General features: G+C 49.1%; 17 protein-coding genes. 13 read left to right on the forward strand and 4 right to left on the reverse strand.

Annotated elements, in window-relative coordinates:
* The first annotated feature begins 78 nt into the window (after nt 1-78).
* The 3 genes from FIU95_RS07710 (at nt 79) to FIU95_RS07720 (ending at nt 4,493) form a co-directional block, all read left to right on the forward strand.
* The gene (locus tag FIU95_RS07710; RefSeq protein WP_152453012.1) at nt 79-1,461 is read left to right on the forward strand and encodes an MFS transporter; all 1,383 of its coding nucleotides are present in this window, start codon (nt 79-81) and stop codon (nt 1,459-1,461) included.
* A gap of 88 nt (nt 1,462-1,549) precedes the next feature.
* Nucleotides 1,550-2,935 carry an MFS transporter gene (locus FIU95_RS07715; protein ID WP_253868930.1) on the forward strand — a complete coding sequence of 462 codons (1,386 nt, stop codon included), beginning with the start codon at nt 1,550-1,552 and terminating at the stop codon, nt 2,933-2,935.
* A gap of 169 nt (nt 2,936-3,104) precedes the next feature.
* Nucleotides 3,105-4,493, forward strand: coding sequence for an MFS transporter (locus tag FIU95_RS07720; protein ID WP_152453014.1), 1,389 nt, complete (start codon nt 3,105-3,107; stop codon nt 4,491-4,493).
* 155 nt (nt 4,494-4,648) lie between these two features.
* Here FIU95_RS07720 and FIU95_RS07725 read toward each other — a convergent pair whose 3' ends face one another.
* From FIU95_RS07725 to FIU95_RS07740, 4 genes are all read right to left on the reverse strand, one after another.
* Nucleotides 4,649-5,119 carry a GNAT family N-acetyltransferase gene (locus FIU95_RS07725; RefSeq protein WP_253868933.1) on the reverse strand — a complete coding sequence of 157 codons (471 nt, stop codon included), beginning with the start codon at nt 5,117-5,119 and terminating at the stop codon, nt 4,649-4,651.
* Nucleotides 5,120-5,852: 733 nt separating this feature from the next.
* Nucleotides 5,853-6,248 carry a hypothetical protein gene (locus tag FIU95_RS07730; protein WP_152453016.1) on the reverse strand — a complete coding sequence of 132 codons (396 nt, stop codon included), beginning with the start codon at nt 6,246-6,248 and terminating at the stop codon, nt 5,853-5,855.
* A gap of 167 nt (nt 6,249-6,415) precedes the next feature.
* The gene (locus tag FIU95_RS07735; protein ID WP_152453018.1) at nt 6,416-7,039 is read right to left on the reverse strand and encodes a hypothetical protein; all 624 of its coding nucleotides are present in this window, start codon (nt 7,037-7,039) and stop codon (nt 6,416-6,418) included.
* A 249-nt stretch (nt 7,040-7,288) separates the two neighbouring features.
* On the reverse strand, nt 7,289-8,197 hold the full coding sequence (locus FIU95_RS07740; RefSeq protein WP_152453020.1) for a LysR family transcriptional regulator: 909 nt from the start codon (nt 8,195-8,197) through the stop codon (nt 7,289-7,291).
* A gap of 147 nt (nt 8,198-8,344) precedes the next feature.
* Between FIU95_RS07740 and FIU95_RS07745 the strand changes: the two genes are divergently transcribed.
* The 10 genes from FIU95_RS07745 to FIU95_RS07790 all read left to right on the forward strand — a co-directional run bounded on the left by FIU95_RS07745 (nt 8,345) and on the right by FIU95_RS07790 (nt 20,052).
* On the forward strand, nt 8,345-9,358 hold the full coding sequence (locus FIU95_RS07745; protein ID WP_152453022.1) for an NADP-dependent oxidoreductase: 1,014 nt from the start codon (nt 8,345-8,347) through the stop codon (nt 9,356-9,358).
* A gap of 473 nt (nt 9,359-9,831) precedes the next feature.
* Nucleotides 9,832-10,341, forward strand: coding sequence for a hypothetical protein (locus FIU95_RS07750; RefSeq protein ID WP_152453024.1), 510 nt, complete (start codon nt 9,832-9,834; stop codon nt 10,339-10,341).
* 2 nt (nt 10,342-10,343) lie between these two features.
* A complete protein-coding gene (locus tag FIU95_RS07755; protein WP_216646319.1) occupies nt 10,344-12,575 on the forward strand; it encodes a hypothetical protein in 2,232 nt (743 codons plus the stop codon).
* A complete protein-coding gene (locus tag FIU95_RS07760) occupies nt 12,572-15,766 on the forward strand; it encodes a tetratricopeptide repeat protein (protein WP_253868936.1) in 3,195 nt (1,064 codons plus the stop codon). Before FIU95_RS07755 ends, FIU95_RS07760 begins: the two co-directional genes overlap by 4 nt.
* Before the next feature lie 23 nt (nt 15,767-15,789).
* Nucleotides 15,790-16,374, forward strand: a complete 585-nt coding sequence (locus FIU95_RS07765) for a tetratricopeptide repeat protein (RefSeq protein ID WP_152453026.1) — start codon at nt 15,790-15,792, stop codon at nt 16,372-16,374.
* The gene (locus FIU95_RS07770) at nt 16,371-16,694 is read left to right on the forward strand and encodes a hypothetical protein (protein WP_253868938.1); all 324 of its coding nucleotides are present in this window, start codon (nt 16,371-16,373) and stop codon (nt 16,692-16,694) included. The genes FIU95_RS07765 and FIU95_RS07770 overlap by 4 nt, the downstream gene beginning before the upstream one ends.
* Before the next feature lie 69 nt (nt 16,695-16,763).
* On the forward strand, nt 16,764-17,531 hold the full coding sequence (locus FIU95_RS07775; protein WP_152453028.1) for a MotA/TolQ/ExbB proton channel family protein: 768 nt from the start codon (nt 16,764-16,766) through the stop codon (nt 17,529-17,531).
* Nucleotides 17,531-18,121, forward strand: a complete 591-nt coding sequence (locus tag FIU95_RS07780; protein WP_152453030.1) for a biopolymer transporter ExbD — start codon at nt 17,531-17,533, stop codon at nt 18,119-18,121. The genes FIU95_RS07775 and FIU95_RS07780 overlap by 1 nt, the downstream gene beginning before the upstream one ends.
* Nucleotides 18,118-18,663, forward strand: a complete 546-nt coding sequence (locus tag FIU95_RS07785; RefSeq protein ID WP_253868941.1) for a biopolymer transporter ExbD — start codon at nt 18,118-18,120, stop codon at nt 18,661-18,663. Before FIU95_RS07780 ends, FIU95_RS07785 begins: the two co-directional genes overlap by 4 nt.
* Nucleotides 18,664-18,672: 9 nt before the next feature.
* Nucleotides 18,673-20,052 (forward strand): AgmX/PglI C-terminal domain-containing protein, encoded by a 1,380-nt coding sequence (locus FIU95_RS07790; RefSeq protein ID WP_152453032.1) that lies wholly within the window; start codon nt 18,673-18,675, stop codon nt 20,050-20,052.
* Nucleotides 20,053-20,426: the final 374 nt, after the last annotated feature.

Here is a 20,426-nt window from a genome sequence, read left to right on the forward strand (position 1 = left end):
CCCGAACCCAAGTAATGCAGGCGCCTGACAACTTTCTGACTTGATTTTCAATTGGAGTCTCCAAGGCTGGTAGTATTCATGGCGTACGTGCAGGAGTCCTCCCAGCAGTCAAACCGATTAGGCCTATTGGCCATATTCGTTGCGCTGTTTATTATCGCTATCGATATTAGCGCCTTCTCCCCGGCGGTCCCGGCCATCGAAAGGGAGATGAATATGGATATTACTACTTCACAATGGGTTATTAATGGCTATGGATTGGTCTTTGGGGTACTGGTTGTTACCGGGGGGCGTATAGCAGACATTATCGGTCGACGTCGTACTTTTATAGCTGGAGCCAGTATTTTTTTGCTCTTTTCCCTTGTCGGTGGGCTTTCAATCAATGTGCCAATGCTACTGGCAAGTCGGGCGGCGATGGGTGTAGGGGCCGCTCTCATGTGGCCTGCGATTCTGGGTATGGCTTATAACCTGATGCCGGAAGAGCGCGCAGGGGAAACTGGGGGATTGATTATGGCGGTTTGTGGTCTGGCCAATACCTTAGGCCCGGTTGTGGGCGGCTTGTTGGCAGACCTACTGAGTTGGCGCTGGATATTTTTCTTCAATTTGCCTATTGCTACTGTCGCAGTGTATATGTGTTGGAAATTTACCCCTCTAGATGCCCCCTATGATCCGGATGAAAAAATTGATTATCTTGGTGTTGTTGCCCTTACAGGTTCGTTGTTAAGTTTTCTCCTGGCCTTAAGCTTTGCTTCTGAGAATGGTTTTCTGAACCCTTTAGTCGTAGGGCTGTTATCTTTATTTCTATTGTTCAGTGTTGCCTTTTTTATTATAGAAATAAAAGCCGGTGATATTGCGCTGATTCCACCAGACATCATTGAAAACAAGCGTTTCTTGGCCGCAGGTGCAGTTACGCTCTTTACTTCTGTAACTTTCTTCTCAGTTATTTTGTACCTACCACAATTCTTATCTAATGTACGAGGCTTTTCTACTATACAGTCAGGATTGGCCCTGGTCCCAATGATGGTTGCTTTTGGACTGATGTCCTTTGTTGCAGGAAAATTATATTTGAGAACAGGAGGGAAGCTACTAGTCTGTGTTGGGATTCTTAGTATGAGTCTGGGGATGTTCTTTTTATCCAGGCTGAGTCAAGGTTATGAGTATATCTTTGGGTTAATCATTTTAGGGGCAGGCCTTGGGCTATTTAACCCCTCAACTACAACGATGGTTATTGCCATCGTTAATCCCAATCGTGCCAGCCTGGCGAGTGCCATTATTTATATGCTTAAAATTACCGGGGGGGCTGTCGGTTTAGGTGTTAATGCAGCGATATTGGGTTTTTCACAGAATATAACATCAGGTATTGGCCGGGCATTTGAGGTGAATGCCTGTTTCGCATTTGTGGGCTTTGTCATTGCGTTTTTATTTATGAGTGCACCCAGAATCCCAGAGCGGGAAGAGGGGTAATGGCTGGAATGAGGGAGTATGTGGAGAAGGCTGAAACAAATATCCTATTTTTGGGTTCTCATCCAAAACTGCTGAAGGAAGTAGGTTAGTGGAGCAACCGAAGATTTCAAGGGCACAGGTCTATGGGTTATCTTCAGCTGCCCTGGCCCTCTTTCTGATCGCTATTGATATGAGTGCATTTGCCCCCGCGCTACCTGCCATAGAGAATGAATTTGGTTTTGATATTACTACCTCACAATGGGTAATCAATGGCTATGCGCTTGTATTCGGTATCTTGGTGGTTACTGGCGGGCGCTTGGCTGATATTTATGGAAGAAAACGCGCATTTATTACGGGGACTGGCATTTTTGCCCTTTGCTCACTATTAGGTGGGCTTTCTATCGATATGGCGATGCTATTGGTGGTCCGCTGTTTAATGGGCATAGGGGCAGCATTAATGTGGCCATCAATTATAGGAATGACATATAGCTTGGTATCTAAAGAGTATGCAGGCCAGGTTGGTGGAGGTTTAATGGCAGTCTTGGGGCTGGCGAATATAGTCGGGCCTATTGCTGGTGGAGTTTTAGCAGAATATTTGAGCTGGCGCTGGATATTTTATATAAATATTCCCCTTGCGCTTACAGTAATTCTATTATGTTGGAAGCCAGTGCCTGATGATGTTCCAACGGGTACACGTGAGAAAGTCGATTACCTGGGAGTCATCACATTAAGTGTTTCGCTATTTAGTCTTTTAATTTCCTTGAATCTGGCCTCTGAGATTGGATTTAGGCACCCACTGGTAGTCTACTTGTTAATGGCATTCCTAATATTTATATGTCTCTTTATCGTTTTAGAGAGACGTAATCAAGAGATGGCTTTGATTCCGGCAGATATCATCACAAATAAAACATTTTGTGTTGTGAGTATTGTAACGCTGTTATCCGCAATGATGTTTTTTGCGGTTCTATTGTTTATGCCACAATTCTTCATTGAATATCGAGGATTTACTGCCGTCCAGTCTGGGTTTGCAATGGTTCCTCTTATGGCTACTTTTGCCTTGACTTCCTACCTCTCTGGGGCTCTTCATAAACAGCTGGGGGCTAAGATCTTGATCTGTGTAGGGCTTGTCTGCAAGGGAGCAGGGATTTTTTCCCTATCATACCTTAATCATGAGTCTGAATATCTGGAGCTTATTCCCGGGTTGATTATTCTAGGTATTGGTATAGGCCTGTTTAACCCAGCGGTAACTACTGTAGCTGTTTCGGTTGTTGATTCAAGTCGTTCAAGCTTGGCTAGTGCGATTCTATATATGTTCAAGATTGCTGGAGGGGCATTGGGGTTGGGGATCAATGCGACTATCGTGGCGTTCGCCCCAGATGTGGTTGAAGGTATTGGTCGAGCCTATACGGTGAATGCCTACTTTGCCCTCAGTGCATTTATCATTGCTGTTTTCTTTGTTCCAGGGCCGATACCCAAAGTGCTTTCAGGGCGTTAGTAGCTAAGGAGGAGCGTGTTGCTCATTTTAGAGTAACTTAAGACTTGATACGAAATAAGTAATTTGGAAATGAAAGAGTAAGTAAATTTTGACATAGTGGATGATTGAAAAATGACTAAAAAACGCTGATCAAGATTGAAATCTAAAGTGGTGCAGAAGGAGTCAATTTATGTCGGCGTCAAATTCCTCTCTAGGTAGGGAGCAATATCTAGGGCTTACGGCCCTATCTATGGCAGTGTTCCTTGTTGCTAATGACTTTACCGCTTTTGCTCCAGCATTGCCTGCTATAGAAAATGAGTTTAACGTGGACATAACCACCTCGCAGTGGATTATTAATGGTTATGCATTGGTCTTTGGTGTTTTAATTATCACCGGTGGTCGCCTTGCTGATCTCTATGGTAGAAGAAATATATTCTTTTGTGGCACCTTGGTTTTTATGTTTTTTTCACTTCTGGGGGGCTTGGCTGTTAATGTTTACATGCTCTTGATTTCCAGGGCTTTGATGGGGATCGGAGCGGCAATGATGTGGCCATCCGTCCTGGGGATGACCTATAACTTGATGCCCGAGGATCGCTCAGGCCAGGCTGGTGGGTTAATTATGGCAGTTTGTGCCTTTGCTAATGCCATAGGCCCGGTATTGGGGGGGACACTGGCTGACCTTTTAAGTTGGCGTTGGATATTTTTAATCAACATCCCCATTGCTTCACTCGCCATGTTTGTATGCTGGAAGGTGGTTCCGTTCGAGCCTCCAGAGCAGACAGATGAGAAAATTGACTATCCAGGTGTCGCGACTCTCTCAATTTCTTTATTTGGTTTGCTATTTGCTCTGGATATGTCTGGGCAGATCGGTTTCAAGCATCCGCTAATTATCGCGCTCTTGACAGTGTTTTGTGTGTTTATTTGTGTTTTTGCTATTACTGAATATCGAACAGGACGCAATGCGCTAGTTCCAGGTGATGTTATCGGTAATAGGAAATTTCTTGCGGCAAGTGTTGTTACCCTATTAGTTGCTGTCTTATATTTCTCAGCGCTACTATATGTCCCACAGTTTTTGACAAAAACACAGGGATACAGTGCGATGCAGTCCGGTATGTCACTGATTCCGTTAATGGTTATTTCAGGGGTATTCGCCTATTTGTCTGGACGTTTCTATGAAGTCATTGGGCCAAGGTGGCTGGCGGGAGCGGGGGTACTGTGCATGTGTGTGGGAATGTTTATGCTGTCTCATCTAAACGACCATACAGGATTTGTGGCCCTCTTGCCGGGTATGGCAATGCTGGGTACTGGCATTGGCCTATTCAATCCTGCAATTACCACCGCTGCAATCACTGCCGTATCACCAAGCCGGGCAAGCCTTGCTGGGGCTGTTTTGTATATGTTTAAAATTGCTGGCGGCGCTATTGGGCTTGGTATGAATGCGACTATTGTGGCTTTTGCCCCTGATATTGCTTCAGGTATTGATCGGGCATTCACGGTTAATGCCTATCTTGCTCTTGCGGGGTTGATTGGCTGCTTGTTTTTTGTTGGTGCTAGCCAGAAGAAAGAGGTATCTGGTTAGCCTACCTAATGAGTACACCTATAAGTAAATAGTTCTTCAAAATGGCGATCATTTTAGGGTTGACGAGAAGGGTTATATGGTAATCATTGTATTTTTTATCCTTCTATTCTCCCTTGAGTACTAAAATATCGAAGTCTCGCCAAAGTAAATCCTGTCTAAGTCTTTGTTTTTCGAAAATAAATATGATCGGCATAAGTCTTTCCGCCAATCATGTGGGCTTCTGGGATGATCATATCAAGATGAAAGCCGCACTTCCCGAGCACCCGCTCTGAAGCAATGTTACCTTCTGTTACTACTGCCTTATATTGCGCAATACCATGCTCTAAATAGGCCCATTCCATTAAGCCGGTAAGCGATTCGGTACCATAACTTTTTCCATGGAACTCTGGTAACAATAAATAGCCAACTTCGGCTATGCCGTTCTCTAATTGAAGCCCAGTAACCCCCATTTTCTGGCCGGAGAGTTTATCTATAATAGTCATGCACAACCAAGTAGTAGAGTTCGCATCCCAGGGGGCAAGTCTTGATTCAAACTTAGACTTTAATGCTGTTTCATCTGGGGCATCGAAACATAACTGGATTACTTGAGGGTTAGTATGCAAAGCTCTCAAATAGTGACCAATCACCCTCGGTGATAGGTGACATGGTTAAGCGCTGGGTACTTACTTTCATTCTTTGTTCAACTCTCCATTTGTGCATTAATTTTGATGATATTTCAGGTTAGCTTGAAAGTTGGCCTAAATTTTTAAATGGGAGTGAGTCTGCGAAGTAAGTTTGAAATAAATCCAACTTCGCAGATACCTAAAGATTGAGAGGTAATTAAAGTTTTTTCTCATCAACGGTAGAATTCATTACGGCCACACAGGGGCTTCCCGGTCCTGCACAAGGCCCTTCTAAAATATATGTGGCGCGTCTATTGCAACCGGAAGCACCGTATGTGCGTCGGTCTAGTTGGTGAATGGTCATGGATTTAGCGTCACAGTTTAGGTCAAAAGGTGCTCTTTTTGAGACGGTTTCTTCCATGAGAGAGGTACAGCCACTTAATAAAGTAACCAAAATGCTTGACCAGATTAATTTGCGTCCCACGGGTAATCCTTTTCTATAAAGTTGATGAAGTAGATAGGGTGAACATACAAAGGCCTAAGCTTGTTGAATGTTAATAGATTTATTAATACAAGCTTGCCTTTGTTTCCTATTGTTGAAATTTAGGTTTATTGCCCTTTAAGGTCTAGGTGACAATTATATTGTTAAAGTTATCCTTTGGGGAGTGGACATTCAGGCTTTTGTCGTATGTTAACGATCTCTTAGCTAAGAGATATCGTCTTATATTGATCGTTAGTACCAATTATCCTATCATGATTACTTGCCTGAAGGTTGTTTACCGTGCTTCCAAGCGGATTGCACCTTAAATCGCTTAATAAGATCTTGAATCTTGGGGCTCGTGCAGCTTGCCTCTTCTATTTCCCTATATACCATGTCGGTTGCTCGCTTGCCTGCATCAAGGAGTATCTGTGAGGCCTGCTTGTCCGTGAGGCTTGGCTTTTTATTTTTAATGTATTGGGAGGACATTCGGGTAACCAGCTCATAATTGGCTAGAAATAGAGCTAGCTCCTGCTCTGTCGGCTTGTAACATTTACCCGCTGCGGCGCTAGACAGGGTAAAGTGCTCATACATCTTAAGGATTTCAGGCGTGCTCTGAGCAGCGGCGGCTGAGTTGGATAGGAGTGCGATAGTTAGAGTTATAATAGCTTGCATATCACTCCCATATGATGAATAGCTAATGTTGATTTAATTCAGTAAATCTCTTTGTTGTACTATTTAAAACTGATTAGGTTTTGCTCATTTGTTGTAGTGTGCGTTGCTTGTAGATTGTTGGTCTTTTTCTGGATATATTCCTGATTTCCATTTTTGCTTACACCAATTCAAAAAAATGGTTCTAACATGTGACCTCTTTTCCCCCAAAATTTACACCATCGACCGGCAGATACTACGACATGTAGATTGAAAGATGTGCCTGTCTCTTCGGGTGCCTGATCTGGGATCTTAATTTTATGTGATTCAGAATATCTACTTGCTAATTTAATTAGATCCTCACCATATCTAACCAGCTCTGAAGGCTGTTGGTATTCAAATGATTTAGCCAGTAGGTCTTCACCAATAATTTCCTTGCAATCTTTCAAAAGCTGGGCTCTGAAAGAGTAAGCATCCACATAACCCAATAGACTATTGCTGTAATAGGGGATGCCATCACACGGAGGAGAGAGCTCTAGTACATAGTATCCAGTTAATCTGGAGAGAAATTCTTCTTCACTTATTTCTTGATTTGAGCCTTTGTACTTCTCTTTAGCCCACAGGGTAGCTGCTTCGTCGATGCCTACTTGGGGCGTATTGAGGGTTTCAAAAGCAGAGATTGATATCTCTTCAAACCTTTGTTCTAGTCTTTTCCTCCCAAACCAAACTTTTCCTAAAAGCTTTTTAGTGATTTTCTTAAATTCTTCTTCATGTCCAGGTTTTGCCTTGTTGGCTGGGTTCCAATCAAGCCCCATGGATCCTTCCTTGCGATGTAAACTTTTTAAGACCCCTAGAATATAATAGTTTGATCGGCGTTGCGAATTGCTCTGCTTAGATGGGAGTTACACACATAGCTCGATAAGATAATTGGCCAAGAGGCTTGGATATAGAAGTGACACAGACTACCTTTCGACGATCAGAGTGTCATATATTGTAATGGGGTTGGCACTAGATGGTTGATTTTTACATTTGTCTTTACAGTGTGGTATTTTTTCACCTTTTTCTTAATTTTGCTGCAAATGCTCACAAATAAAATCCACACATAATTTAATTTTGGGTATTTGATATTTGCTGCGCTCATAAAGTAGAAAAATGCCAATATCGCCCCCGGGGCTAACAGAAACCTTCCCCTGGGTCGGTACTTGTACCAATTCCCCGGATTCCAGGTGTTCACAAATACTCCATGAAGGTACACAGAACATGCCGCGGTGATTCAGTGCTGCGGCCAGTAGTGCCTTACCATTATTGCTAATCATGTGGGTGGATAGTTTTAGTGGCTCCCAGTGATCGCCATCGAAATAGTGCCAGTCTATAGGGCCTCTGGGGCCACGATATTGCAGGGCTTGGGCAGACTCGATAGCTTGTTTGTTCAGCGGAAACTCCTGCCCCAGGGCGTTTAGGTACTCTGGCGTGGCGGTGAGTGAGAATTCGTTTTTGGATAGGCGCTTGGCGATGACATGCTCGTCGGGGGCATAGCCTCCACGTATGGCGATATCTACTGGGTCCTTGCCCAGCTGGGCAAGGTCGTCGCTGTAGTGCAGATCAAAAACAATTTTGGGGTAACGCTGGGCGAATTCTTCCAGCAAGGGTGTCAGGTGTTGTTCCCCATAAGAGGGCAGGCAGCTGATGCGAATCAACCCGCTCGGTGCCTCGAAGGTTTGGCTCACCAGTTCGTCGGCTTGCTCCAGTTGGCGAATGGTTTCACTGGTCATGGAATAGTAAAGTTTGCCCAGCTCGGTAACCTCCACCTTGCGGGTGCTGCGCTGCAATAACTCTACCCCTAGGGACTGTTCCAGATCCCGAACCCGCCGGGAGATGGAGGAGGCGGGCACATCAAATTCCTCGGCTACGGCAGTAAAACTGCATAGTTCTGCTACTCGTTTGAAGTAGCGTAATGCCCTGATTTTGTCCATAAAGTCTCTATTTTTGGCTCTTCTTGCGGGTATCCCGCCTTTATTATTGTCAGAAAGACAAAAGACTTCCACTGGTAGCTCACTGTTTCATAGGCGGGCTAGGGGGCACTATCGTCATCATTCCTGAACAGATGACTAGAGGGACTAATGAAAGCACTCAAAATTACTCAGTATGGTGATATCGACAGCAGCCTGGCTTTTCAAGAGGCCAATGTACCTGAGCCGGGTGCTGGCGAGGTACTGATTAAAATAAATGCAGCGAGTATCAACCCCATAGATCTGATGGTGATGCGCGGTGAAATGAAAGCTGTAAAGAAGCTCAATCTACCAGTGGGTATCGGCCGTGACCTAAGTGGTGAGGTGGTCTCTGTGGGTAATGGGGTCTCCCAATATCAGCCCGGTGAAGAGGTCTTCGCCAGGGTGGGGGAGGATCATGTAGGAACTCTTGCCCAGTATCTGGTAGTGGATGCTTCTCACTTGGCGAAAAAGCCCAACAATCTCACCCATGAAGAGGCTGCAAGCGTCCCCCTGGTGGGGCTGACTTCCTACCAGGCCCTGATTCAAGTTGCGGGTTTGAAAAAGGGAGAGAAAGTATTGATTCATGCGGGTTCCGGTGGCATTGGCTCTATGGCTATTCAGCTCGCTAAGGCTTACGGCGCTTATGTGATAACAACAACCAGTAGCGCCAATGTGGAATGGGTGCGCAAGCTTGGTGCGGATCAGGTGATCGACTACAAAAAAGAAAACTATCTGGACCTGCTGTCTGATATTGATGTGGTTTATGACACCCTCGGTAAGCAATTCACATTAGACGCTTTCAAAGTCTTGAAGAAAGGTGGCAGGGTAGTATCTATCGCAGGGGTGGTGGACCCGCAGACGGCGAGGGAATTGGGTATCAACTGGTTGTTGCGCAAGTTGATCCGCCTAAAGTCGCGTCCGATATTGAAGCTGGCGAAAGAGAAAAACGCATTTTATCGTATGGTCATCATGCAGGCGAATGGCGCCCAGCTCAAAGAGTTGGGGGCCCTGTATCAGGACAAGATAATTCATCCGGTCGTCGATAGGGTTTATCCCTTCGAGCAGAGCCTGGCTGCCTTCACTTACTTGAATACCAAGCGGGCAAAAGGCAAAGTGGTTATTTCACTGGCGAATAGCGGTTGATGCGCTGGATTCTTTAAGGTTGCTTCTTCGCTAAGATGTCAGCCATACCTTGAGATTTGGGTATGGCTGCCACTGACTTTTAACTTTCACTATTTATCTTCTTATCCTCGGGCGCAGTTGATCAATGCCTATCGATTGCATTCCTGTTTTTTTAAAATTTTATAGGGCCCTGTTATTGAAGGGAGATAGTTTCTCCCAATGTATCTGTAAAATAATTGCCATCAATTTCCGGCTTTAATTGAGGGGTTATGAGACTTACCTCACATAACTACCTCAGATTGCAACTTCTCTGTGATGAAAATTATCAACGGCCGGTTTCCCTAGATTTGACTTCCCTCACATCTGCCCATTTCTGTATTCACTACAATGCCGCTGGCTGAAAGGTCCCTGTTTTCAGGCATTTCAATGTGGCCCATAAGGGGCTTGCACATCGCTGGTTTTCATTGATAAGGATTGGGTCAGAGGTAGGCCACATGTTCAGAATTTTGCAGGTAACACTCCTTCTTTTATTGGCTGTCGCAGTGAATGCGCAGGATGTCAGTCGAGATGATATCCGTGGTTTGGATGAACAGATCCAGGATGTCAAAAAAGATGTGATCGACCTCACCGCGACTTTGGCGCAGCTGGAAGAGAAACTGTTGTTTCCCTCAAATACCCAGGTGGCCCTGTTTGTTTCTGTTGCCGACGAAAAGCCATTTGAGCTGGAATCTGTAGAGATTACGCTCAATGGGGAGATCGTTGCGCACCACCTCTACACCTATCGCGAAATTGAATCTCTGCAGAAGGGTGGGGTGCAAAAAATTTATACCGGTAATGTGCAGGCGGGTGCGCACCCGTTGCAGGTGCGCTTTATCGGTAAGACCCCCTCCGGTAAAGATTATCAGGCCAATGCCTCTTACCAGATCGATAAGGCAGTGGGGCCCAAGTTTGTTGAGATCAGGATTTCCGGAACCGAGTCCGAGATTAACTTCAAGGACTGGTAATCATGCGCATCCCACTGCTTTCCGCCTTCTCTGGCGTCGCTGGGGTCAGCCTGCGTGCCCTCAGCTTCACCCTTTGTAGCTTCTCTCTGCTCTCCAGTGCCGCTCAGGCCGATGATGAGAAAGAGGAGCTGCGCGATTTGTTTTTTGGTGCGGCCATGTATTACGCCCATCAGGAAAATTACTTCGATGCGATTGTGGCCCTGGACAATGAGTTGGCCCAGTACCACCGCCTGGATGAGCCGGAGCTGGACCCATTCAGTGAGCATTTGGGGCAGGCGGAATTTTCTGTGGGCGACCTGGAGCTTTCCTATCGGATGCACCGGGAAGCGGGCCGCGCGATCGAGGCGGTGCTGAAAGGCAACGTTTCTCAGGAAGTGCGTAATGAGGCCGCCTATCGCCTAGCTAAGATTCACTATCACAAACAGCAGCCCCTCAATGCTCTGCACGCACTGGAAATGATTGAGGGCAGGGTACCCCTGCGGGTGCGCGCCGATGAGCAGTTCCTGCGTGCGCGGGTATTTATGGAATTGGGGCGCCTCGAAGAAGCTGTTGAGCTGCTTAAAGATTTAAAAGGTGAGGAATCCCTGAACGGCTTTGTGGAGTTCAACCTGGGTATCGCCCAGTTGAAGTCCAATGAGGAAGCCCGTGGAGTGCTTGAACTCACGGCTCTGGGCAAGCGCCGCGGTAGCAATCCCGTCGACCAAGCACTTTATGACAAGACCAACCTCTTGCTGGGCTCTCACTTGATGGAGGCTGGCGAGCTGGAGTTGGCGCGCCCCTATTTTGATCGGGTCAATCTCGAGGGGCCTTTCTCTAATCGAGCACTACTCGGTGCCGGCTGGGTGGAAGCTCGTGCGGGCCGATATGATCGCGCCCTGGTGCCCTGGAGAATCTTGCAGAACCGCAAGGGCACTAATGAGGCGGTTCAGGAAGTGATGTTGGCGGTGCCTTATGCCTACGGCAAGCTGGATGTACACAGTACGGCAGCCATTAATTACGGCCGCGCCTTGGATGCTTTTGGCCGTGAAATCGATACGCTGACCGCTTCTATCAATAGTATTCGCCAGGGAAAGTTTCTCGAAGCGCTGCGCCGTAAAGAGGCTACCCAGGTGCAAAACTGGGTGGTGGCTTTGCGCAATCTGCCGGAGGCGCCGGAGACCCATTATCTGCTCGATCTGATGGCCTCCAATGATTATCAGGAATTCCTGCGTAATTATCGCGATCTCAATGATCTCTACGAGCGGAATAAAGAATGGCTTAAAAGCCTCACCGCTTATGAATATATTATCAGTGCGCGTCGGGCTTACTACGAGCCCCTACTGCCACAGCTAGACGAGCAATTTCGTGCGCTGGATGTGCGTATTAAGTTGCGTATGGAGCAGCGCGATCAGTTTTCCAATCGTATCGAGCAGATGCTGGTTTCCCGTCGCCCCGAATATCTCGCGACCGCCGATGAGCAGGAAGCGCGCCTGCAGCTGCTGCAGCTGCACAAGGAGATCGCGCGCAATCCCAACGGTTTTACCGGGGAAACCCGCAGCCGCCTGGCGCGCCTGCAGGGCATTTTGGATTTGCGTCTCTCCACCGAATATCACCAGCGCCTCACAGAGGCTTACAGGCATTTGCAGGAACTCAATATTGAGATTGAAAAACTGCAAACAATTTATCGTTCCTATGTGCGCAGTCGTCAGGCGGCCACCCATAGTTACACCGGTTACAACAAGAATATCCAGCGTCTGCGTGCGCAAATTCACGCTGCACAGCAGCGTCTGGAGATGCTGATGGCCCGCCAGGGCAGCATGCTGGAAGCGCTCGCCGTTGAAGAATTAGAGCGCCGTCGCAGCCAGTTGGAAAGCTACCAAATTAAAGCGCGCTTCGCCCTGGCCGATAGTTATGACCGTGCCAACGAGCTGCAGGAGCAGCGCGAGGATGAGCGCAAGATTGAGCAGCACCGCGAGGCTCAGCCGGAAACGCTTCCGGCGCACAACCCTCCCGAAATGGAAGCATCAGAAACTGAAAATAATCTGCAGGAGCCGGATGAGGTTGAGCAGCACCGTGAAGCTCAGCCGGAAACTCTTCCGGAACACAATCCTCCCGAAATGGAAGCATCTGAAACTGATAATAAGTTGCAGGAGCCGGACGAAGTTGAGTCACACAGCGAGACCCAGACGGAAGCTCTTCCAAGGAGCAGTTCTGCCGAATCGGAAGCTCCAGAGATTGAGGGGGATAAAGCGTGAAATCCTTAACCAAGCGCGTAAAACACCCCGTTAGGGCTGCTATTAAGCCCGTCGCGACAGGATACAAGCCCCCGATCTTACTGCGCCGCTGTGCATTAGCTGCGGCTGTATTGTTGCTCAACGCCTGTGCGGTTAATAGCGGCAAGACCATTGGCAGTCTGCAGAATGTCGATATTGAGATCAAAGAAGAATATATCGATGGAAGCCTGGAGAAGGCCCTGGCCAGTTACCAGCGCTACTTGCAGGAAACTCCAGAGTCTAAACTCACTCCCGAGGCGATGCGTCGAATTGCCGACCTGAAAATCAAGCAGGCGCACCGGGCCGAAGATGCCGCTATCGACGGTGTCGCGGCTGCTGGCAGCGGTGCTGTGATCGCCATCGATGCTCCAGAAGCGTCTCAAGAAAATACCCTGGAGGCTCCCGCAGGAGTTGCTGCGCCTGTGGCCAAGGTAAAGGAACAACAGCTACAAGAACAACAGGTACAGGAAGTTGCTGCAGAGCAAACTGGCGCGGCGGAATCCGATGCGGATTTCGAAGCCCGTGCTAGCAGTAGTGTCGATATTGCAGCGGATACTACCCCGCTACAGGTGCCCGAGGAGGACCCGGAAGCGCTGATGTCAGCCAATGCCCGTGAGGCGATCGCGCTGTATCTTAAGCTGCTGAAAAAATATCCCTTCTACGACCGCAATGATCAGGTGATGTACCAGCTCTCCCGTGCCTACGAAGAAGCTGGACAAATTGATGCTGCAGTGGATGTTTTACGCCAGTTGGTGGCCAAGTATCCAGATTCACGCCATATCGATGAGGCCTGGTTTCGCCTGGGTGAATACCACTTTACCCGAAAAAAATACCTGGATGCAGAAGAGGCCTATGGTCGGGTAATTACGATCGGCGAGATTTCCAGTTTCTATGAATTGGCCTTATATAAGCGCGGTTGGTCCCTGTTTAAACAGGATATGTACGAGATGGCACTGGATGATTACGTGGCCATGCTCGATTACAAAGTTTCGCAAGGTTACGATTTCGACCAGCAGACCAATACGGTTGAGCGCAAACATGTGGATGATACTTTCCGCGTGGTGAGTCTGAGTTTCTCTTATATGGAGGGGCCAGATTCAATCGTCGATTATTTCTCCCGCAAGGGCGCGCGTCAGTATGAGTACTTGGTGTATAGCCACCTGGGTGAATACTACCTGGACAAACGCCGCTACCAGGATTCGGCAAAATCCTACATCGCTTTTGTGGAGCGGAATCCACTGCACAAAGTTTCCGCGGATTTTTCTATTCGCGTCATCGATATTTACAGCAAAGGTGGATTCCCCAAGCTGGTGCTTGAGGCGAAGAAAACCTTCGTCAATACCTACGCTCTCAATGCCGAATACTGGACCGTATTCGATATCAATGAATTCGGTGAGGTGGTTGAGTTTTTACAGGCCAACCTGATCGACTTGGCAGGCCACTATCACGCTGCCTACCAAAATAAGAAGTTGAAGGATAAGAAAGGCGAGCACTATCGCGAGGCCATTCACTGGTATCGCCGCTATCTACAGTCCTTCCGTGAAACCGAGCGCGCGCCGGAAATGAACTACCAGCTCGCCGGTTTGATGCTGGAAAATCGTGATTTCCACAATGCCGCACTGGAATATGAGCGCACCGCCTACGAATATCCCACCCACAAGGACTCCAGCGAGGCGGGCTACGCTGCGGTATATGCTTATCGTGAACACTTGGCGAACAACTTGAAAGAGGCGAGCGCAGATCAGCGTGCGCCGCAGTTGCGGGAAATTATTCGTTCCTCCTTAACGTTTGCGGATACTTTTGCGCAGCATGCCAAAGCGCCGCAGGTGATGCTGGGTGCGGTAGAGGAGTTGTATGGCCTTAAAGACTATACGCCAGTGATCGAAAACGGCCGCCAGCTGCTGGAGAAATTCCCTGCGGCAGAGCAGGAAATTCGTCGCTCCGCCTGGATGTTGGTGGCCCACGGTTCCTTTGATACCCAGGCCTATGTCGATGCGGAAGTGGCCTATGGGGAAACGCTAAATCTCACTGCGGCTGATGCCAAAGATCGTGCGGGGCTGGTCGATAACCTGGCCGCGTCCATTTACCAGCAGGGTGATATGGCGCGCAAGCAAGAGGACCATGCCACCGCTGCCGGCCACTTCCTGCGAATTCGCGCTGCGGCTCCGGGGGCGACTTTATTGGCTACGGCTGAGTACGATGCAGCCGCCTCCCTGATTGTTCTCAAGGATTGGACCCAGGCTGCCTCGGTGCTGAACAGCTTCCGCAGGAATTTCCCCGAGCACGAATTGGCCAAAGATGTTACCAAGAAATTGGCGGTGGTCTATCAGGAGAGCGGAGAGCTCTTGTTGGCGGCCGCAGAATTTGAGCGTATTGAGCGAGAATCTGAGGATGAAGAGATTCGTCGCGAAGCCCTGACCCAGGCGGCGGATCTTTACAGTGCCGCCAAAGATAGTGACAGAGCCCTGGCGGTATTGCGCCGTTACGTCAAGCTGTTCCCCAATCCCATGGAACCGGCTCTGGAAACGCGGCAGAAGATTGCCGATATCTATAAATCCTCCGGCCAGCAAAAACGCTACACGCAGGAACTGCGCGAGATGGTGCGCATTGAGTTGCGCGGCGGCTCCCAGCGCAGTGATCGCACCCGCTACCTGGCCGGTAACGCCGCACTGCAACTGGCGCAGCCCAGTTATGAAGCCTTTACCCAGGTGGCGTTGGTGAAGCCCATCGAGCAAAACCTGAATCTGAAGCGCAAGCGCATGAAAAAGGCGATCAGCGATTTCTCAGCCCTGATCGACTACAAGGTAGCGGATGTGACTGCTGCCGCTACCTATTACCTCGCGGAAATTTATCTGCACTTCAGTGTGTCCCTGAAAGACTCTGAGCGCCCAAGTAATTTAAGTGCGCTTGAGCTGGAGGAGTATGAGCTGGCTCTGGAGGATCAAATTTATCCCTTCGAGGAAAAAGCGATTTCCGTACATGAGAAAAATGTTGAGCTGCTCGGGGTGGGTATTTACAACCCCTGGGTCGACAAAAGTATCGGAAAGCTGGCAGGCCTGATGCCGGCCCGTTATGCACGCGCCGAGGAAGCTGGTGAGTATCTGCAGAATATTGTGCCCCTGCCGCCAGAACCAGAGGTGTTGGAATCGGGCGAAGCAGTTTCCGGCCAGTAACAGTGAAAATGGAGATTAGGGCTATGCAAACAAGATTGCGAATGGTTGTCCTGATGGCGGTGGCTTTGTTTCTGGCTGCCTGTGCGGGTGTCCAGACCAAGTCGGGAAAAGTTTCTGATTATTCCTCTGTGCGGGTATCCGGCAGTGTGGGCCGGGACTTTGCGCGTTCCCTGGAGCTCCTTGCCAATAAGGAATTTGTGCAGGCCATTGAATTATTGGAGTCGGTTGTTGAGCGGGAGCAGCGCTTGCCTGCACCTTATATCAATCTCGGTATTACCCAATCTCAGGTTGGCGAGGAAAAAAAAGCGGAAGAGGCTTTTCTTAAGGCGTTAGAGATTGATGCCGAACATCCGGTAGCCACCAATGAGTTGGCCGTGCTTTATCGCAAGCAGGGTCGCTTTGCCGATGCGCGCAAAATTTATGTGAATGCCTTGGCAGAAAACCCCGAATACCTGCCTTTGATTAAAAATCTAGGCATATTGTGTGATCTCTATCTGCAAGATCTCCAGTGTGCTCTGGCACAATTCCAGCAATATGTGCAGCTGGAGCCAGAAGATCAGGATGTATCCATCTGGCTGGCGGACCTTAAGAGGAGGGCGGACAAGTGACAGTGCAGTGTAAATGGATTTTGCCGTTCCTTATGGGGTTAGCTATTTCGTCATTCGCCAATGCGCAATCACAGGATGAAGAAAAAACACAATCCACAGAAAAGAAAGTGGATTCCAAGGTAAAGGAGCTATCGGGTATATCCATTATTGGTAACAAGGAAGCGCCCAAGTCCCTTTATATCGTTCCCTGGAAAAGTTCCGAGGTGGGCGTTGAAAGTGATCTTGTCTCCAGCTTGATGGACGACAAGCTCAAACCGCTCGACAAGGAAGTTTTCATGCGTGAGCTGGAGTTCTACCAGCTCAGCCTGTCCGGCGATTAACGCCGTCCTTTCTCTGGCAAATGCCAGAGCAGCAACCAATTACTGCAGTATTTCTCAAGAGGGTTTGTAATGGACTTTTTCAATAGCGTCATCGAGTTTTTCCAGACGGGCGGTACTTTTATGTACCCCATTCTTGTGGTGGCCGCCCTGGGTAGCGCCGTAGCGATTGAGCGATTTATTCGCCTGCACTACGAGCGCCATACCAACCGCACCATGTGGGATAAATTACAGCCGATTCTCTCCAGTGGGGATTTCGATCGCGCTCGCAATCTGGTCAAGCAGGATAATTCCAGTGTAGCTAAGCTGCTTTCCATGGGCTTGGCCCGCCAGGGTGCGGTGCGCCGTCGCGAAGACATCGAAATCGCGATGGAAGAGAGCATGATGGAAATCACTCCGCAACTGGAAAAGCGCACTCCCTACGTCGCACTGTTTTCCAATATTGCCACGCTGCTAGGGCTGCTCGGTACCATTATGGGCCTGATCGAAGCCTTTACTGCGGTTGCTAATGCCAACCCTGCAGAAAAGGCTGACCTGCTCTCCGCCAGTATTTCCGTGGCGATGAACACTACCGCCTTCGGCCTGATGACCGGTATTCCCCTGTTGATCGTGCATGCGCTGCTCAACTCTCTCACCGGTGAAATTATCGACAGCCTGGAAATGGTTTCCGTAAAAGCCTCCAACCTGATCGACAGCTCAACTCGCCGTCGCTTCGAAATCGATGCGCCTGCTTCAGAGAAGAAAGCTGAAAATAAGCCAGTCAAGAAATCTGAAAAGCACTCTAAAGCGCAACCCGAGGCCCAGGCCAAAACCGAAGAACAGCAAACGGAAACTGCGTAATGAGAAGGCGGCGCCACGGGAGAGATAGAGAAGCCCCGGAGCTGGACATCACCGCCTTCCTGAATCTGATGGTGGTGTTGGTACCCTTCCTGTTGGTATCGGCAGTGTTCTCACGGGTAACAATTTTAGAGCTGAATATGCCGAGCGGAGCCGGCGGCGGAGCGCCGGATGATCCCGCAGTTACGGTGGAAGTCGTCGTGCGTAAGGAAGCACTGGAAATCAGTGACGGTGAGAAGGTCATCGCGCGTTTTCCTAATCTGACTCAGCCCGAAGAGGGTGAGCCCGCTCCGGTGGAAGCGGTTGTGGAGGAGGGTAATGAAGAGGGTGAAAAGCTTGCCCTGTTGCCAACTGCCGAGGTCTACGACCTGAAAAAACTTACCGAGTTTTTGCTGCAGATAAAAGCCAGCTATCCGGAAAAAACCGACTCTATTCTTTTGATGGAGGCGGATATCGCCTATGAGCATCTCGTGGGTGTGATGGATAGCGTGCGCGGAGCAGAAGTGCGTGTGGAAGGCAGTGATCCCAGCGATCCCGAAGCGGTGGAGAGGGTGGTACTGTTTCCCGATATTTCCATAGGAGATGCGCCGTGAGACATGAAAGCCGACGTATGAAGCGCATGGCGCGCAGCCACAAGCGCAAAAAAACCTCGGGGATGAATCTCACCTCGCTGATGGACGTGTTCACCATTCTGGTGTTTTTCCTTCTCACTAACACTTCCAGCAATGAGGCGTTGGAGCCGCCCAAGGTCATCACTTTGCCGGATTCAGTAGTGGAGACTAAGCCCAGGGAAACCGTGACTTTGATGGTGACTGACGAGGAAATCCTGGTGGAATCCAATTCGGTGGTGGCTACCAGCGAGGTGCTTGAGAGTGAGGAAATCATTATCGAGGCCATCAAGCAGGCAATGATTGCTGAAATGGGTAAGGCCATCGGTGTGGCCCAGGCTTCTGCCGAAGCAGAGGCTGAGGAAGAGGGCACTGAAGGTGAAGTGCAGCCGGAGCCACCGGAAGTCAATATTCTCGCGGACAGGGGCATACCGTTCAGTTTGCTTAAAAAGGTGATGTCCAGCTGTACGGAAGCTGGCTACACCAAGGTATCGCTGGCGGTTATTCAGAAAGCATCTCAGGGTTAATGGAAGTTTGTGAGTAATTTTCTACAACAACAGCAGGCGCTTAGCGAATCGCTCCATGCGGTTCGCCAGCGTATGCTCCTGCTCGAGGATGAGCGGCAGCAGATAGAGGAGCAGCTGGCTGAGTTGCAGGCCAATGGCACCAAGTTCCAGCTGCTTGATGAAATATCTGAGCGTCTGGGCAAGCTCGAACAAGCTGGCGCAGGGGAAATGTTTTGGGCCGAGCACTACCGGGCCGATGCTTCCGCTCAGGTGATTGCGCGAATTGGCGAATCCACCCGCGATTACAATGAACGGCTGGATCAGCTACATCAGTCTCGCCGGCAAGTCCTCGATAATATTGAATATTGTAATGAGGAAATCTTTGCTCTGGATGAGCAGGCGGATGAACTGCGCCGTGAAGAGGAAGAGTCTAAGTACGAATTCGAAATCACACGCGAATTTGAGCAGCCGGATTTTCGTCCGATGGTTATGCCTTGGCATACCCAGGGTGAGGATGAAAAGCGTTTCCGCCTCTGTGTATTTGCGTCTCTATTTATCGCCACTTTACTGGGTTATCTAGTGCCGCTCTACACGCTGCCGGAACCGGAAACCGAGGTGGTTGAAATTCCAGAGCGCCTGGCCAAGCTGGTCATCGAAAAGAAAACCAAGCCCAAGCCACCGCCTGAGCCGGAGAAAACCAAGCCCAAGAAAGAGGAGAAAAAACCCGAGCCTAAGCCTGAACAAAAGGTGGCTAAGCAGGAGCCGAAGCCTACCAAGACCGAGAAAAAGCAGGCTCGTAAGAAAGCCGAGCGCGCCGGTGTTCTGGCCTTCAAAGATAATTTCCAGGATCTCATTCAGGATGATCTGGATAATCGTCTCGGCCAGCAGACACAGCTGAGCACGGCTGGTAAGAAGGAAAATCGCAGCCAGCGTTCTCTGATTACTTCTGCTGCGGCCAAGGGTAGTGGCGGCCTGAGTGCTTCCGATGTGAGCCGCAACGTGGCTGGAACTGGGTCCTCTCTGGGTGGTGTCGAGTTTGCGCGAGTGGAGAGTGCTATCGGTACCGAAGGTGACTTTGCTGGTGAGGATCGTCCGCTTAGCGATGGTGTGGGTCCGTCCCGAACCGACGAGGAAATTCAGATTGTTTTCGATCGTTATAAGTCGTCGCTGTATCGTATCTACAACCGCGAGTTGCGTAACAACCCGGCTCTGCAGGGCAAGATGGTGTTGAAAATTACTATCGAACCGGATGGCTCTGTATCCATGGCACAAGTGGAATCCAGTGATATGGATTCACCGGCACTCAATGCCAAGATTGTGGCAAGGGTCAAGCGGTTTAACTTCGGTGAAAAGGCTGGTGTTCCAACGATCACCATTCTCTACCCGATCGACTTCCTGCCTCAAAACTAATCAAAAGTGTCTCCTTCTCACTTGGGTGAGGAGGAGACACTTTTTGTACATGCCAGTTTTGTGAAAGTTTTTCATTGCTTTCTCGATGACGCCCTTCCCGGGTTTCCCTGAGAACCACTTGGCAATCTCCAAAAAAGTTCCCTTGCCCCGCGGTATTTATGACCTGTTTCACGGCCACTTTTTTCCTCTGCAATTAAAGTTCGCGCACCGGGCAGACCCTGTGCGGTGGCAGTGCTTGTGGGCTCTGTCGAGGATTTTGCAAACAGAAAAGCGGCGGCTGATAAGTGACGATGATGTCAGAAGTAATTGGACGGAAATCCTGGAATAATGCGCTTGTTGGTTTAGTGCTGCTCTGTATTTGGATTGCTTTATTT

Origin of the sequence: Microbulbifer sp. THAF38 (assembly GCF_009363535.1) — a bacterium.
In the GTDB taxonomy this organism is placed as follows: domain Bacteria; phylum Pseudomonadota; class Gammaproteobacteria; order Pseudomonadales; family Cellvibrionaceae; genus Microbulbifer.

What these genes read in the sequence shown, in the direction of transcription:
- FIU95_RS07735 (WP_152453018.1), bottom strand. Translation starts at nt 7,039, where the DNA reads ATGGGGCTTGATTGGAACCCAGCCAACAAGGCAAAACCTGGACATGAA.
- FIU95_RS07720 (WP_152453014.1), top strand. Translation starts at nt 3,105, where the DNA reads ATGTCGGCGTCAAATTCCTCTCTAGGTAGGGAGCAATATCTAGGGCTT.
- FIU95_RS07740 (WP_152453020.1), bottom strand. Translation starts at nt 8,197, where the DNA reads ATGGACAAAATCAGGGCATTACGCTACTTCAAACGAGTAGCAGAACTA.
- FIU95_RS07710 (WP_152453012.1), top strand. Translation starts at nt 79, where the DNA reads ATGGCGTACGTGCAGGAGTCCTCCCAGCAGTCAAACCGATTAGGCCTA.
- FIU95_RS07765 (WP_152453026.1), top strand. Translation starts at nt 15,790, where the DNA reads ATGCAAACAAGATTGCGAATGGTTGTCCTGATGGCGGTGGCTTTGTTT.
- FIU95_RS07730 (WP_152453016.1), bottom strand. Translation starts at nt 6,248, where the DNA reads ATGCAAGCTATTATAACTCTAACTATCGCACTCCTATCCAACTCAGCC.
- FIU95_RS07745 (WP_152453022.1), top strand. Translation starts at nt 8,345, where the DNA reads ATGAAAGCACTCAAAATTACTCAGTATGGTGATATCGACAGCAGCCTG.
- FIU95_RS07750 (WP_152453024.1), top strand. Translation starts at nt 9,832, where the DNA reads ATGTTCAGAATTTTGCAGGTAACACTCCTTCTTTTATTGGCTGTCGCA.
- FIU95_RS07755 (WP_216646319.1), top strand. Translation starts at nt 10,344, where the DNA reads ATGCGCATCCCACTGCTTTCCGCCTTCTCTGGCGTCGCTGGGGTCAGC.
- FIU95_RS07780 (WP_152453030.1), top strand. Translation starts at nt 17,531, where the DNA reads ATGAGAAGGCGGCGCCACGGGAGAGATAGAGAAGCCCCGGAGCTGGAC.
- FIU95_RS07775 (WP_152453028.1), top strand. Translation starts at nt 16,764, where the DNA reads ATGGACTTTTTCAATAGCGTCATCGAGTTTTTCCAGACGGGCGGTACT.